Origin of the sequence: Streptomyces humicola, from assembly GCF_024436035.1 — a bacterium.
Lineage (GTDB): Bacteria > Actinomycetota > Actinomycetes > Streptomycetales > Streptomycetaceae > Streptantibioticus_B > Streptantibioticus_B humicola.
This window is the reverse complement of the sequence record NZ_JANFNG010000046.1, coordinates 23,862-38,797: the sequence shown is the minus strand read 5'-3', so window position 1 is coordinate 38,797 and position 14,936 is coordinate 23,862. Positions and strand designations below refer to the sequence as shown.

The 14,936-nt window shown below is 70.4% G+C and carries 11 protein-coding genes; 9 read left to right on the top strand and 2 right to left on the bottom strand.

Annotated elements, in window-relative coordinates:
- Nucleotides 1-366: 366 nt before the first annotated feature.
- Complete coding sequence (locus tag NGB36_RS31565) at nt 367-1,533, bottom strand: PucR family transcriptional regulator (RefSeq protein WP_255924037.1); 1,167 nt, start codon at nt 1,531-1,533, stop codon at nt 367-369.
- 171 nt (nt 1,534-1,704) lie between these two features.
- Between NGB36_RS31565 and NGB36_RS31560 the strand changes: the two genes are divergently transcribed.
- The 4 genes from NGB36_RS31560 (at nt 1,705) to NGB36_RS31545 (ending at nt 7,223) form a co-directional block, all read left to right on the top strand.
- Entirely contained in the window at nt 1,705-2,634 is a 930-nt protein-coding gene (locus NGB36_RS31560) for a proline dehydrogenase family protein (protein WP_255924036.1), read from the top strand.
- A gap of 58 nt (nt 2,635-2,692) precedes the next feature.
- Nucleotides 2,693-4,324 carry an L-glutamate gamma-semialdehyde dehydrogenase gene (pruA, locus tag NGB36_RS31555; RefSeq protein ID WP_255924035.1) on the top strand — a complete coding sequence of 544 codons (1,632 nt, stop codon included), beginning with the start codon at nt 2,693-2,695 and terminating at the stop codon, nt 4,322-4,324.
- A 424-nt stretch (nt 4,325-4,748) separates the two neighbouring features.
- Entirely contained in the window at nt 4,749-5,813 is a 1,065-nt protein-coding gene (locus NGB36_RS31550) for a 3-isopropylmalate dehydrogenase (protein ID WP_255924034.1), read from the top strand.
- 309 nt (nt 5,814-6,122) lie between these two features.
- Complete coding sequence (locus NGB36_RS31545) at nt 6,123-7,223, top strand: branched-chain amino acid aminotransferase (protein WP_255924033.1); 1,101 nt, start codon at nt 6,123-6,125, stop codon at nt 7,221-7,223.
- 34 nt (nt 7,224-7,257) lie between these two features.
- Here the strand turns inward: NGB36_RS31545 and NGB36_RS31540 are convergent, their stop codons facing one another.
- Nucleotides 7,258-8,703, bottom strand: a complete 1,446-nt coding sequence (locus NGB36_RS31540; protein WP_255924032.1) for a cytosine permease — start codon at nt 8,701-8,703, stop codon at nt 7,258-7,260.
- A 135-nt stretch (nt 8,704-8,838) separates the two neighbouring features.
- Between NGB36_RS31540 and ureA the strand changes: the two genes are divergently transcribed.
- The 5 genes from ureA (at nt 8,839) to cimA (ending at nt 14,922) form a co-directional block, all read left to right on the top strand.
- A complete protein-coding gene (ureA, locus tag NGB36_RS31535) occupies nt 8,839-9,552 on the top strand; it encodes an urease subunit gamma (protein WP_255924031.1) in 714 nt (237 codons plus the stop codon).
- A gap of 5 nt (nt 9,553-9,557) precedes the next feature.
- Nucleotides 9,558-11,255: an urease subunit alpha gene (locus NGB36_RS31530; RefSeq protein ID WP_255924039.1), complete on the top strand. Its 1,698-nt coding sequence runs from the start codon at nt 9,558-9,560 to the stop codon at nt 11,253-11,255.
- Nucleotides 11,256-11,289: 34 nt separating this feature from the next.
- The gene (locus NGB36_RS31525) at nt 11,290-12,330 is read left to right on the top strand and encodes an agmatine deiminase family protein (protein WP_255924030.1); all 1,041 of its coding nucleotides are present in this window, start codon (nt 11,290-11,292) and stop codon (nt 12,328-12,330) included.
- 19 nt (nt 12,331-12,349) lie between these two features.
- Nucleotides 12,350-12,952, top strand: coding sequence for a TetR/AcrR family transcriptional regulator (locus tag NGB36_RS31520; RefSeq protein ID WP_255924029.1), 603 nt, complete (start codon nt 12,350-12,352; stop codon nt 12,950-12,952).
- A 350-nt stretch (nt 12,953-13,302) separates the two neighbouring features.
- Complete coding sequence (gene cimA / locus NGB36_RS31515) at nt 13,303-14,922, top strand: citramalate synthase (RefSeq protein WP_255924028.1); 1,620 nt, start codon at nt 13,303-13,305, stop codon at nt 14,920-14,922.
- Nucleotides 14,923-14,936: the final 14 nt, after the last annotated feature.

The window sequence follows — 14,936 nt, the reverse complement described above, 5'->3', positions numbered from 1 at the left end:
ACGCGCAGGGGTGCCCCCGCAGGCGACGAGAACAACCGCGCGGCGCACAAGCAGGTCACGTGACGTTCGAGCGCCGAGGAGGCACCCCACAGCGGCGCCGACCCCCCAACCACGCCACGGCGCAACGTGACCCCAGGCACGTGACCGGACCAATCACGCCGGCCTGCAGCGCCGAGGCGCACGTGATCGGGCTGGTGACCGGTGTGGACGCGCGTATGTGATCTGCGGTACGTGATTCGGCTGGTCACGGGGCCGGGAAGGTTGGCGTGGAGCGTCGAGGCGCACGTGCTCTGCGGTACGTGATCTGGCTGGTCACGGGGCCGGGAAGGCTGGCGCGCAGCGCCAAGGCGTACGTGATCTGGCTGGTCACGGGGCCGGGGGCGGGCCCAGGCGGGCGGACTTGAGGGATATGTGGAGCAGCAGGCGGTCCTCGCCCTTGTCGAGGTCCAGGCCCGTCAGGCGCTCGACGCGGGAGAGGCGGTAGTAGAGCGTCTGGCGGTGGATGGCCAGGGCCGCGGCCGCCTTCCCCGCGTGGCCGGCGCAGTCGAGGAAGACCTCTGCCGTGCGGGCGAGTTCGGCGTGGGCGGGCGCGAGGAGCGGGGCCACCGCGGGGTCCGGCGCGGGCGGCAGGGCGGTGAGGAGGCGGTAGGGGCCGATCGCCGACCATTCGGTGATGCGGCCCAACGCCGGCTGGGCGAGGGCCGCCCGAGCCGCGGCGGACGCCTCACGCCACGCGTCGGCCAACTCGCCGAGCCCGTGGCGGGGTTCGCTGATCCCCGCCGTGCCGCCGTGCGCTCTCGCGGACTCCAGCAGGCGGCTGGCGGCGCTGCGGGCGGGCGTCAGGACGCCCGCCGCCCGCAGGCGGACAAGGGCGGCCAGCCCCGCCGATGGGACGGCCGTCACGGCCGCCGCTCCCGGGACCGTACGGACGGCCGGCAGGATCTCGGACTCGTCGTCGTCCGTGGTGGCCCAGGGCGCCACGCAGATCACCGCCAGCGCACCGTTCGCTCCCGGGCCGAGCTCCGCGCGCAGCGCGGACTCCGCCGCGTCCCGGCGCTCGCCGGACCCCGTGAGCACGCTCAGCAGCTCGCGGCCCAGATCCGCACCCGCCCGCGCCTCCTGCGCCAGCAGTGTCCCGATCCGCGAGGCGACCGCCATCGCCGCGCCCAGCGCGGGTTCGGCCCGCTGGAGCGCATCGTCGTCGTCGAGGAGCCAGATGTAGCCGTACACAACGCCCGCGTGCCGCACCGGCAGGCAGATGCGCCCGCGTATCCCCGCCCCCGGGTCGGCCGGGATACGGACGGGCGCGTGTGCCCGTGCGATGCCGAAGCCCTCGAACCAGGCACGTACCTCGGCCGTCGACCGGCGGGTGAGGATCGATCGTGTGCGGATCGTGTCCATTGCGCCCGCATCGCTTTCGTGCGCGCAGAACGCGATCAGCCGAAAGTCGCGGTCTTCGAGGGTCGCGGGCGCGCCGAGCAGCGCCGACACCTCGTCGACGAGCTCTTGGTAGTCGCTGTAGTCCCCGCGCACGCCGCCATTGTGACGCACCACGCTCATACATCTGTATGAGGGGTCGGTCACGGATGCGTGACACGTGTCGATGGCCCGCGGCGAGGGTGAATCCTAGATTTCAGGGCGTGGTGACCTCGTAGCCACTCGTACTACGCATTTCTGCGCACTTACGCACTCTGGAGGAGCCCCGTGCTGGGTCCTGTGCTGCTCGCCGCCTCGCGCAGCGACCGTATGCGCCGCATCGTCGCGGCCGCCCCCGTCACCCGGACGGTCGTGCACCGGTTCATCGCCGGGGACGAGCTGCGTCCCGCTATGGAGAGCGTCCGGGAGCTCACCGCCTCCGGCCTCGACGTCACCCTTGACCACCTGGGTGAGGACGTCACCGACCGGGCCACTGCCGCGGCCACCCGCGACGCCTACCTCCGCCTCCTCGACGCCATCGCTGCCGAAGGACTCGGCAAGCGCGCCGAAGTATCGGTGAAGCTCTCCGCGTTCGGGCAGGCGCTCCCCTCCGGCGGGCACGACATCGCGCTGGAGAACGTCCGGCAGGTCGCCGAGGCCGCAACCGCCGCCGGGACGACGGTGACCCTCGACATGGAGGACCACACCACCGTCGACTCGACCCTCGCCATCCTCGACGAGCTGCGCAAGGAGCATCCGGGCACCGGCGCCGTGCTGCAGTCGTACCTCTTCCGTACCGAGGACGACTGCCGCAGGCTCGCCACACCCGGCTCCCGGGTGCGGCTGGTCAAGGGCGCGTACAAGGAGCCTGCCTCCGTCGCCTACCAGGGTAAGCGCGAGGTGGACCTGGCCTATGTGCGCTGCCTGAAGATCCTCATGGCGGGCGCCGGCTACCCCATGATCGGCTCGCACGACCCGCGCATGATCGCTATCGGCCAGGAGCTGGCCCGCCGCGCGGGACGCAAGCCGCACGACTACGAGTTCCAGATGCTCTTCGGCATCAGGACCGCCGAGCAGCGGCGCCTCGCCGAGTCGGGTGAGCGTATGCGCATTTACGTGCCGTACGGCGCAGACTGGTACGGGTACTTCATGCGCCGCTTGGCGGAGCGCCCGGCGAACCTCGCCTTCTTCCTCCGCTCGTTCGTCCCCGGCGCCTGAGAGCCCCCGGCGGCTCTCAGCCCGGCGTTTCCCCCAAAGCAGAAGGAGATCCCCTCTCATGGACGCCGTGACCCAGGTCCCCACTCCGGTCAACGAGCCGGTGCATTCCTACGCCCCGGGGAGCCCGGAACGGGCCCGCCTGGAGGCGAAGCTGAAGGAGCTCGGCGAGAACCCGGCCGACCTGCCGATGACCATCGGCGGAGTGCAGCGGATGGGCGGCGGCGAGCCGTTCGACGTCGTACAGCCGCACAACCGCGCCAAGCGGCTCGGCACCGCGCGCCATGCGACGCAGGCGGATGCCCAGGACGCGATCGATGCGGCGCTCGCCGCCGCTCCCGCTTGGCGGGCCATGTCGTTCGACGACCGCGCGGCGATCATCCTGCGCGCCGCCGACCTGCTGGCCGGCCCGTGGCGCGAGACGATCGCGGCCGCGACGATGCTCGGACAGTCCAAGACCGCGCAGCAGGCCGAGATCGACACCCCGTGTGAGCTCGTCGACTTCTGGCGGTTCAACGTCTTGTACGCACGGCAGATCCTCGCCGAGCAGCCGGTGACCAATTCGCCCGGGGTGTGGAACCGCCTCGACCACCGTCCGCTGGAGGGTTTCGTCTATGCGATCACGCCCTTCAACTTCTCCGCGATCGCCGGGAACCTGCCGACCGCGCCCGCGCTCATGGGCAACGTCGTGATCTGGAAGCCGTCGCCGACCCAGACCCTCGCCGCGGTGCTGCTGATGCGGCTGCTGGAGGAGGCCGGTCTGCCCAAGGGCGTCATCAACCTGCTGACGGGCGACGGCGTCGCCGTCTCCGAGGTCGCCCTGAACCACCCGGAGCTGGCGGGCATTCACTTCACCGGCTCGACCAGGACCTTCCACTACCTGTGGAAGACGGTGGGCGCCAACATCGAGAAGTACAAGAACTACCCGCGGATCGTGGGGGAGACCGGCGGCAAGGACTTCGTCGTCGCCCATCCGTCGGCCGACCCTGCCGTGCTCAAGACCGCGCTGACCCGTGGCGCCTTCGAGTACCAGGGCCAGAAGTGCTCGGCCACCTCCCGCGCGTACATTCCGCGCTCGATCTGGGACTCCGGCTTCAAGGAGTCCTTCGCCGCCGAGGTCGACGGGATCGCGATGGGCGACGTCACCGACCTCGACAACTTCATCGGTGCCGTCATCGACGAGCGGGCCTTCGCCAAGAACAAGGCGGCGATCGACCGGGCGAAGTCCGACCCCTCGATCGAGATCGTGGCGGGCGGCGCGTATGACGACTCGGTCGGCTGGTTCGTCCGCCCGACCGTGCTGGTCTGCTCCGACCCGGAGAACGAGGTCTTCCGCACCGAGTACTTCGGCCCGATCCTCGCGGTCCACGTCTACGAGGACGACACGTACGACGAGATGCTTGCGCAGATGGAGTCGGTCTCCGCGTACGGCCTCACCGGCTCGGTGATCGCCCGTGACCGCGCCGCGGCCGTCGAGACGATGGAGAAGCTCCGCTACGCGGCCGGCAACTTCTACATCAACGACAAGTCGACCGGCGCCGTCGTCGGCCAGCAGCCCTTCGGCGGCGGCCGTGCCTCCGGCACCAACGACAAGGCGGGCGCCAAGCAGAACCTGATGCGCTGGACGTCCACCCGCTCCATCAAGGAGACGCTGGTCCCACCGACGGACTACCGCTACCCGCACATGGGCTGACCTGCACAGACCGTACACGGCCCGGTATCCATGGGGATGCCGGGCCGTCGGCCGTCTCAGATAGTAGGAAGTCCGATTAATTGTGCAGACAGAACGGCGATGCAGGCTTAGCGTTGTAGAAGCCGAATGTCTCGCTCGATCCAGCGATCGGCGGGTCAGAGCCAGTGCCGACAAGCAGGCCACCCCTGCGTGCACGCTCCCCGCCCCACGGCGCACCCACCCATCTCTGATGTTCCGGTTGGAGCTGTGCACCATGGATGAGACTGCTCGCAAGAACGCCGCCGAGGCTCTGCAGCGCGCTCTCGACCGCCGTGACAACGGCGGCAGCACGGGCCACGAGCACCGCTGACAATCAGCCCCGGAGTCGTGTCCGTCATGCGGACGTGGCGTGTCATGGGCTGGGACGAGGCGTAAGGTGCAGGACATGTCTCGCACCCTCAGCCTCGCAGTGATCCCCGGTGACGGAATCGGCCAGGAAGTCGTCGCCGAAGGGCTCAAGGTCCTCAGCCAGGCGCTCCCGCAGGACGTGAAGCTGGAGACGAAGTCGTACGACTTCGGCGCCAAGCGATGGCATGAGACCGGCGAGACGCTGACCGACGCCGACCTCGCCCAGCTCAAGGAGCACGACGCGATCCTGCTCGGCGCCATCGGCGACCCGTCGGTGCCGTCCGGCGTCCTGGAGCGCGGATTCCTGCTCAAACTGCGGTTCGCCTTCGACCACCACGTCAACCTGCGGCCCGGCAAGCTCTTCCCCGGAGTGAAGTCCCCGCTCGCGGGTGAGCCCGCCATCGATTTCGTCGTGGTGCGCGAAGGCACCGAGGGCCCATACGTCGGCAACGGCGGCACGCTGCGCGCCGGCACCCCGCACGAGGTGGCCACCGAGGTCAGCCTCAACACCGCATTCGGTATCGAGCGGGTGGTGCGCGACGCGTACGCCCGCGCGCAGGCGCGTCCGCGCAAGAAGCTCACCCTCGTGCACAAGAACAACGTGCTGGTGCACGCCGGCCACCTGTGGAAGAACATCTTCGACCGGGTGGGCGAGGAATTCCCCGAGGTCACCACCGACTACCTGCACGTGGACGCGGCGACGATCTTCTTCGTCACCCAGCCCGAGCGGTTCGACGTGATCGTCACCGACAACCTCTTCGGCGACATCCTCACCGACCTCGCCGCCGCCGTCACCGGAGGCATCGGCCTCGCCGCAAGCGGCAACATCAACCCGTCGGGCGAGTTCCCGTCGATGTTCGAGCCCGTCCACGGCTCGGCGCCGGACATCGCCGGCCAGGGCAAGGCCGACCCGACCGCGACCGTCCTCTCCGTCGCCCTGCTGCTGCAGCACCTCGGCTACACCGCCGAAGCCGCCCGTATCGAGGCCGCCGTCGCCGCCGACCTCGCTGAACGCTTCGGCACCCGCTCCACCTCCGAGATCGGTGACGCGCTCGCCGCGCGCCTCGCCGCGCCGGCGGCATATCGAGTACAGCCCGGCTGAGGCCGGTCGCTCGCCCCGCACTACTCGGCCCCCTTCTGGCACAGGAGGGGGCCCTGGGCGTGCCCGTCGGGCCCCGGGCCCGGGGCCCGACGGGCAACCCCGCTGTGCAAGACACCGCGCGGATGCCACCATCAACCCTGGGCCGCAACCGCACCCCGCCAGTACGCCCTGATTCCCGTATTCCACCGCTCGACGCGCATCGGAGATAATCGTTGCGGGCCGCACCGCGGGGAGAAGCTTGGACGTCCTAGCAACGCCGCGAGGCGCAGCGCGCGGTCCGCCACGACCTCACGGTGAAGGACACGAACCATGACGACGCCCACGATCGAGCTCAAGCCCTCCTCGCACCCGCTCTCCGACGCGGAGCGCGAGGCGGTTCTCGCCAACCCCGGTTTCGGCCGCCACTTCACCGACCACATGGTGACGATCAAGTGGACCGAGGGCCGTGGCTGGCACGACGCCCAGCTCGTCCCGTATGCGCCGCTGTCGCTCGACCCCGCCAACATGACGCTGCACTACGCGCAGACCATCTTCGAAGGGCTCAAGGCCTACCGTCAGCCCGACGGCTCCGTGGCCACCTTCCGGCCCGAGGAGAACGCCAAGCGGTTCCAGGCCTCCGCCCGGCGCCTCGCCATGCCCGAGCTGCCGATCGAGACGTTCATCGCGGCCGTCGACGCGCTGGTGACGCAGGACAAGGCATGGGTGCCGAGCAGGGACGAACAGTCGCTCTACCTGCGTCCGTTCATGTTCGCCACCGAGGTCGGTCTCGGCGTCAAGCCGGCCAACGAATACCTGTTCGTGGTCATCGCCTCCCCGGCCGGTGCCTACTTCCCCGGCGGCATCAAGCCCGTGTCGGTCTGGCTCTCGGAGGAGTACGTGCGCGCCGCGCCCGGCGGCACGGGCGCGGCGAAGGCGGGTGGCAACTACGCCGCCTCCCTGATCGCCCAGGCGCAGGCCGCCGAGTTCGGCTGCGACCAGGTGGTCTGGCTGGATGCGATCGAGCGCCGCTGGATCGAGGAAATGGGCGGCATGAACCTGTACTTCGTGTACGGGCGGGACACGAACAAGCCGCTGATCGTGACCCCGGAGCTGTCGGGCTCGCTGCTGCCCGGCATCACGCGCGCCTCGCTGCTGCAGATCGCGGCCGATCACGGCTATGAGGTCGCCGAGGGCCGGATCTCCGTGGACGACTGGCAGCAGGGCAACGCCGACGGCTCGCTCACCGAGGTGTTCGCCTGTGGTACGGCGGCGGTGATCACCCCGGTCGGCTCGGTGAAGTCGGCGCGCGCCAACTGGACGGTGGGGGACGGGAAGCCGGGTGAGATCACCCAGACACTTCGCAAGGCGCTGCTCGACATCCAGACCGGCGCGGCCCCCGACACGCACGGCTGGATGCACAAGCTGAGCTGAGGCTGCGGGCTCAGCCTGCGGGCTGGTACTGCACTCAGCCGACGGCGACGGCCGCGTCCTCCCCTTCCGGCTCCGCGGCGGGCTGGGTGCCGGGAACGGGATGCGGCCGCTTCGCGTTCAGCAGCGCATAGACGACGGCGGTGATGGCGCCCGAGATCAGGAAGCTGATGTCGACGCCGCCGGTGTACTTCAGCAGCGGACCGCTGTACAGGGGCGTGTCGACGGCGCACAGACCGACGGCCGAGCCGCACGCCCAGGAGATGAGCGCCTGGACGTTCCAGCCCTTGCGGTACCAGTAGATGCCGCCGACCGTGCGGCGGTTGTAGACCTGCAGTGAATCGGCGTCGTAACGGCCGCGCACCCGCGCGAAGCCCATGAGGGTGATCACGGCCCAGGGCGTGCCGACCGCGGTCAGTACCAGCACGAACGAGGTCATGGCGTCCTGCGCCGCCCATGCGAAGTGGCCGAGGTAGACCAGCGCCGTGGAGACCAGTGCGACGACGTACGTCGCCTGGGTGCGCGTGGCCTTCGGCAGGATCGCGTCGAGGTCGAGGCCCATGCTGTAGAGCATCAGTCCGGCGTTGCCGACCGAGCCCGCCGAGGCGTTGATGAAGAGCAGCAGCAGGTACCAGGCGGGGGCCGCGGCCACGAGCGAGGTGGCGTAGTCCGAGCCCGCGCCAATGGCGAGCGCGGTGAAGGTGCCGAACAGCTGCGGCACGAGGAGCCCGATCACCAGTCCGGCGTAGGTGGCGAGCCAGACCTTGCGGGAGCTGAAGCGCCGCGGCGAGACGTAGCGGGTGTAGTCGCCGAGCAGGGTGATGAACGCGATCGGGCCGCTGAGCCCGGCGGAGACGGCGGAGAGCAGCCACGTCGGCCAGAAGCTGCCTAGCAGGTAGGACGAGCCGTGCGGCGCGCCGGTGTGGAACATTCCTGCGTACGCCACGACGCCGACGACCAGCAGGATGGTGAGGCCTATGGAGAGCCACTTGCTCAGGCCCAGCAGCATCCGGTAGCCGAAGACGGCCGAGGAGGCGGTGGTGATCGCGAGCACCGCGTAGACGATCGCGTAGGTCGCAGGCCCCGTGGGCAGCCCGGTCATCCGGTGCAGGCATCCGACGACCGCGTCGCCGCCGACCCACAGCGTCAGCGCCGTGTAGCCGAGCGAGAGCAACAGGCCGATCATCGAGCCGAGCAGGCGTCCGCGTACCCCGAAGTGGGCGCCGCTGCTGGTGGAGAGGTTGGTTGCGGTGCGCAGCGAGACCAGGGCGAGCGGGGCCACGAGTACCGCGCCGACGATCGTGCCCGCGACGAGGGAGGTGAGCGACGCCCACCAGCCGAGGCCGAAGGAGACCGGCAGCCAGCCGAAGACGATCACGCCGAGCGCGAGGTTGGAGCCGAGCAGGATGCTGACGACATCGCGCGGGCCGCTCGTCCGCTCCTCCTCGGGGACGGTGTCGACTCCCCGCTGTTCGATCTGCATGGGCCTGCTCCCTTTGAGCGCCGATCAATTTAGAACGACATTCAATGTGGCTGAGGGTCTGGCTTCAGGTCAAGGCTTTGTTAGAGTGACGTTCAAAAGCTGGCCATCCACAAGCATGCTGGGAGATGAGCAGGGATGCGGCTGACCCCGACGGAACGCGACCGCCTTCTGCTCTTCGGCGCCGCCGAACTGGCGCGGGCGCGGAAGGCACGCGGGCTGCGTCTCAACGTGCCCGAGGCGACCGCGATCATCGCGGACGCCGTGTGCGAGGCCGCCCGCGACGGCAAGCGGCTCGCCGAGGCGATCGAGGCCGCCCGCGAGGTGCTCGGCCCGGACGACGTGCTCCCCGGCGTCGCCGACGTCGTCGGCGATGTGATGGTCGAGGCGGTCTTCGACGACGGCTCGCGGCTCGCCGTCGTCCCCGACCCGATCCGCGGCGGGGCCTCGCTGGGCGAGGAGGCGCCCGGTGCCGTGCTGCCCGGCCCGCCGGACCCGCAGATCGAGCCCGCGGTGCGGCTCGGCGTGCACAACACCGCGAGCGTGCCGGTGAGCGTCACCTCGCACTTCCACTTCTTCGAGGCCAACCCGCGCCTCGACTTCGACCGCGCGGCCGCCTACGGGATGCGGCTCGCCGTACCGGCCGGGTCGTCGGTGCGCTTCAGCCCCGGCGAGCACACGGAGGTCGGCCTGGTCCCGATCGGCGGAGACCGGGTCGCCATCGGCTTCGCCGGCCTGGTCGACGGTGCGCTCGACGCCCCCGGGGCCCGCCAGGAGGCACTGCGCCGCGCGGCGGCCTGCGGCTACCTGGGCGCCGGAGACGGAGCCCAGGACGGGAAGGAGCAGTCGTGACCGGCATCGATCCGCACGAGTACGCGCATGTGCACGGCCCGCGCGCCGGCGACCGGGTACGGCTCGGCGACTCCGGCCTGGTCGTCCGCGTCGAGTCGGACGCACAGCGGCCGGGGGAGGAGTTCCTCGCCGGCTTCGGCAAGACCGCCCGCGACGGGCTGCACCTGAAGGCCGCGGCCGTCCGCGACACCTGCGACGTCGTGATCAGCAACGTCCTCGTCATCGACGCGGTCCTCGGCATCCGCAAGGTCTCCATCGGCATCCGCGAGGGCCGGATCTGCTCGATCGGGCGGGCCGGCAACCCCGACACCCTCGACGGTGTGGACGTCGTCGTCGGCACCGGCACCACGATCATCCCCGGCGAGGGCATGATCGCCACCGCGGGCGCCGTCGACACCCACGTCCACCTCCTCTCGCCGCGCATCATGGAGGCCTCGCTCGCCTCCGGGGTGACCACGATCGTCGGCCAGGAGTTCGGCCCGGTATGGGGCGTCGGCGTCAACTCGCCGTGGGCGCTGCGGCATGCGTTCAACGCCTTCGATGCCTGGCCGGTCAACATCGGCTTTCTGGCGCGTGGTTCGTCCTCCGACCCGGCGCCGCTGGTCGAGGCGCTCGCGGAAGGAGGGGCGTCCGGCTTCAAGGTCCACGAGGACATGGGCGCCCACCGCAGGGCGCTGGACACGGCGCTGCGGGTTGCCGAGGAGCACGACGTCCAGGTCGCCCTGCACAGCGACGGCCTCAACGAATGCCTGCAGGTCGAGGACACCCTCTCGGTGCTGGACGGCCGCACCATCCACGCCTTCCACATCGAGGGGTGCGGCGGCGGCCATGTGCCCAACGTGCTGAAGATGGCGGGCGTGGCCAACGTCATCGGCTCGTCCACCAATCCGACGCTGCCCTTCGGCCGCGACGCGGTCGCCGAGCACTACGGCATGATCGTCTCCGTCCACGATCTGAAGCCGGACCTGCCGGGCGACGCGGCGATGGCCCGTGACCGCATCCGCGCCGGGACGATGGGTGCCGAGGACGTGCTCCACGACCTGGGGGCCATCGGCATCACCTCCTCCGACGCCCAGGGCATGGGCCGCGCCGGCGAGACCGTGCGCCGCACCTTTGCCATGGCCGGGAAGATGAAGGCCGAGCTCGGGCCGATGGCCGGGGACGGCGAGGGCGACGACAACGTGCGCGTGCTGCGTTACATCGCCAAACTCACCATCAACCCCGCCATCGCCCACGGCCTCGCGCACGAGATCGGCTCCATCGAGACCGGCAAGCTCGCCGACATCGTGCTGTGGCTGCCGCAGTACTTCGGTGCCAAGCCGCAGCTCGTGCTCAAGTCCGGCTTCCCGGCATACGGGGTCACCGGTGACCCGAACGCCGCCACCGACACCTGCGAACCGCTCGTCCTCGGCCCGCAGTTCGGCGCCCATGGGGCGACGGCGGCCGATCTGTCGGTGGCGTTCGTCAGCGGTGCGGCGGTCGAGGCAGGCTCCCCCGGCCGGGCGTTCGACTCGATGCCGACCAGGCGCCGACGGGTCGGTGTGCGCGGCACGCGCTCCATCGGCCCCGGTGACCTGCTGCACAACTCCCGTATCGGACACGTCGACGTGGACTCCAGGACGGGCCTGGTCACCCTCGACGGGCAGCCGGTGCGCTCCGACCCCGCCGACCAGGTCACGCTCAACCGCCTCTACTTCCTCTGACACTTCTTCTGGACCGAAGGACGAAGGACCGATCATGACCGCACTTCCTGCCGCCGACGGCTTCCGCATGCCGCCCGAGTGGGCCCCGCACGCCCGCACCTGGATGGCCTGGCCGGGGCCGAACTTCACCTTCGGCGAGGAGGGCGACGACTCGCTCGCCGAGGCGCGGCGCGCATGGGCCGCCGTGGCCCGTGCGGTCAGCCGGCACGAGCCGGTCACCGTGGTGGCCGGGACCGGTCAGGGCGCGTCGGCGCGCGCGATGCTCGGTGACGCGATCGAGGTCGTGGAGCGCCCGCTCGACGACGCGTGGATGCGCGACATCGGCCCGACCTTCCTCACCGGGGGTGGCAGACTCGCCGCCGCCGACTGGACGTTCAACGGCTGGGGCGCGCAGGACTGGGCGGTCTGGGACCGCGACTCCGAGGTCGGCAGGCACGTCGCCGCGATGGCCGGGGCGCAGGTCTACAGCACGAAGCTGGTCAACGAGGGCGGCGGCATCCACGTCGACGGCGAGGGCACGGTGCTGCTCACCGAGACCGTCCAGCTCGACCCGGGGCGCAACCCCGGCTGGACGCGCGAGGATGTCGAGGAGGAGCTGCACGCCTACCTCGGCACCAGCAAGGCGATCTGGCTGCCGCGCGGACTCACCCGGGACTACGGGCAGTTCGGCACGCGGGGACATGTCGACATCGTCGCCGCCTTCGTCCGTCCAGGTGTCGTCGTCGCTCACACCCAGCCCGACCCGGCCCACCCGGACCACGAGGTGTGCAAGGAGATCGTGCGGCTGCTGCGCGCCTCCACCGACGCGCGCGGTCGCGCGCTGGAGGTCGTGGAGATCCCTGCGCCCGGCGTGACCGAGGCCGACGGCGAGCTCGTCGACTACTCGTACATCAACCACTACCTGTGCAACGGCGGCGTGGTGCTGTGCGGGTTCGACGACCCGGCCGACGAGCGCGCGGCGGAGATCTTCGGGCGGCTCTTCCCGGAGCGCCGGGTGACGCTGGTCGACGCCCGTACGATCTTCGCCAACGGGGGCGGCATACACTGCATCACTCAGCAGCAGCCCCAGGTGTGACTCGATTCCGGAGGTCGCGGTGCCAGGTCCCGTCCGCCCGAGGCGACGGTTGAAGCAGCCCCGCGAACAGGTCATGGCCGCCGCGATGGCGGCCATCGCCGAGCACGGCCTCGCCGATCTGACGATCGCGGGACTCGGCCGTGAGGTCGGCATGAGCAGCGGCCATGTCCTGTACTACTTCGGCAGCAAGGACGAGCTGCTGCTGCAGACACTGGAGTGGAGCGAGGAGCAGCTCGGCGTCCAGCGCAGGTCGGCGCTGTCGCGTGCGGCCGGCGCGCGGGAGCGGCTCGACGCGTTCATCGACCTGTATCTGCCCGCCGGCCGCCGTGACCCGCGCTGGGCGCTGTGGGCGGAGATCTGGAACCGGTCGCAGCCCGGCGAGGACGCGCTCCGCCGCCAGCTGGAGCTGGAACTGGTCTGGCACCGCGATCTCGTCGCCCTGGTCGCGGAGGGCATCTCGCGCGGCGAGTTCCGCCCGGTCGATGCGGAGCGCTTCGCGGTGCGGCTGCGGGCTCTCCTCGACGGCTTCGGCACCCATCTGGTGGTCGGCCTGCCCGGATCGGACCGTGCCGAAGTGCTCCGCCACGTCGCGGAGTTCATCGACGACACGCTGACCGCTTGAGCGGCGGGGCGGGGTTTGTCTGGTCTGCGCGCGTTGAACGATCATGCGCAACGCCCGAATCGTGAGACAAGCGTCCATGCTTGGACGGTCGTGTGCCAGACTGCCCCTGTGCCCTCGTTTGCCACGATTATTGGCAGCAGGCGCGCCGGTCCGCAGTGACCGCCTCGCGAAGACCAGAACGCGGCGGCGATCATCGTGTCCCAAGACCCGCGCGCAGACCTCTCGCACCCGCGAGAGGTTTTTTCGTTTCCCGGACCATCCGCTACGGGCGGCGAGGCGCGAGGGATCATTGGGGGCAAGTGGAGCTGGTTGTTCCCTCAAAACCGCTCACTCGACAGGAGTCCACCACTATGACGGCCGAATCCGACCGCACCCTTCCCGGCCCCGGTGACGAGTTCCACGTCTTCGACACGACGCTGCGCGACGGCGCCCAGCGCGAGGGCATCAACCTCACCGTCGCCGACAAGCTCGCGATCGCCCGGCACCTGGACGACTTCGGCGTGGGCTTCATCGAAGGCGGCTGGCCTGGGGCGAACCCGAGGGACACCGAGTTCTTCCAGCGCGCCCGCACGGAGATCGACTTCAGGCACGCCCAGCTCGTCGCGTTCGGCGCGACGCGTAAGGCCGGCGTGCGCGCCGAGGACGACCCGCAGGTGGCCGCGTTGCTGGAATCCGGCGCGCCGGTGATCACCTTGGTAGCCAAGTCGCACGACCGCCATGTGGAACTTGCGCTGCGCACCACCTTGGAGGAGAACCTGGCGATGGTGCGGGACACGGTCGCCTACCTGCGGGGTCAGGGGCGGCGCGTCTTCGTCGACTGCGAGCACTTCTTCGACGGCTACCGGGCCGATCCGGAGTACGCCAAGTCCGTGGTCCGCACGGCGTACGAGGCCGGAGCCGACGTGGTCGTGCTGTGCGACACCAACGGCGGCATGCTGCCGGCGCAGATCACCGCCGTGGTGCGGACAGTGCTGGCCGACACCGGCGCGAGGCTCGGCATCCACGCGCAGGACGACACCGGCTGCGCGGTGGCCAACACCCTCGCCGCCGTCGACGCGGGCGCGACCCACGTGCAGTGCACGGCCAACGGCTACGGCGAGCGTGTCGGCAACGCCAACCTCTTCCCTGTGGTCGCGGCGCTCGAGCTCAAGTACGGCAGGAAGGTGCTGCCGGAGGGAACGCTCGCGGAGATGACCCGGATCTCCCATGCGATCGCCGAAGTTGTCAACCTGACCCCGTCCACCCATCAGCCGTACGTGGGGGTGTCGGCCTTCGCGCACAAGGCCGGACTGCACGCCTCCGCGATCAAGGTCGACCCCGATCTCTACCAGCACATCGACCCGGAACTGGTCGGCAACACCATGCGGATGCTGGTCTCCGACATGGCCGGGCGCGCCTCGATCGAGCTCAAGGGCAGGGAGCTGGGCTACGACCTGGCGGGTGACCGCGAACTGGCGGGGCGTGTCGTGGAGCGGGTCAAGGAGCGGGAGCTCGCCGGCTACACCTACGAGGCGGCCGACGCCTCCTTCGAGCTGCTGCTGCGCGACGAGGTACGGGGGAGCGTGACGCACTTCTTCCGCACCGAGTCCTGGCGCACCATCGTCGAGCAGCGGCCCGACGGCGACCAGGTCAACGAGGCGACGGTGAAGCTGTGGGTGAAGGGCGAGCGCATCGTCGCCATCGGTGAGGGCAACGGCCCGGTCGACGCGCTCGACCGGGCGCTGCGCGCCGGACTGGAGCGGATCTACCCGCAGCTGGCGAAGATGGAGCTCGTCGACTACAAGGTGCGCATCCTCGAGGGGCTGCACGGCACCCAGTCGACCACCCGCGTCCTGGTCACCACCAGCGACGGGCGCGGCGAGTGGTCGACGGTCGGCGTCGGCGAGAACGTCATCGCCGCCTCCTGGCAGGCTCTGGGCGACGCATACACCTACGGGCTGCTGCGCGCGGGGGCCGAGCCACAGCAGTAGTCCCGCTGACGGTA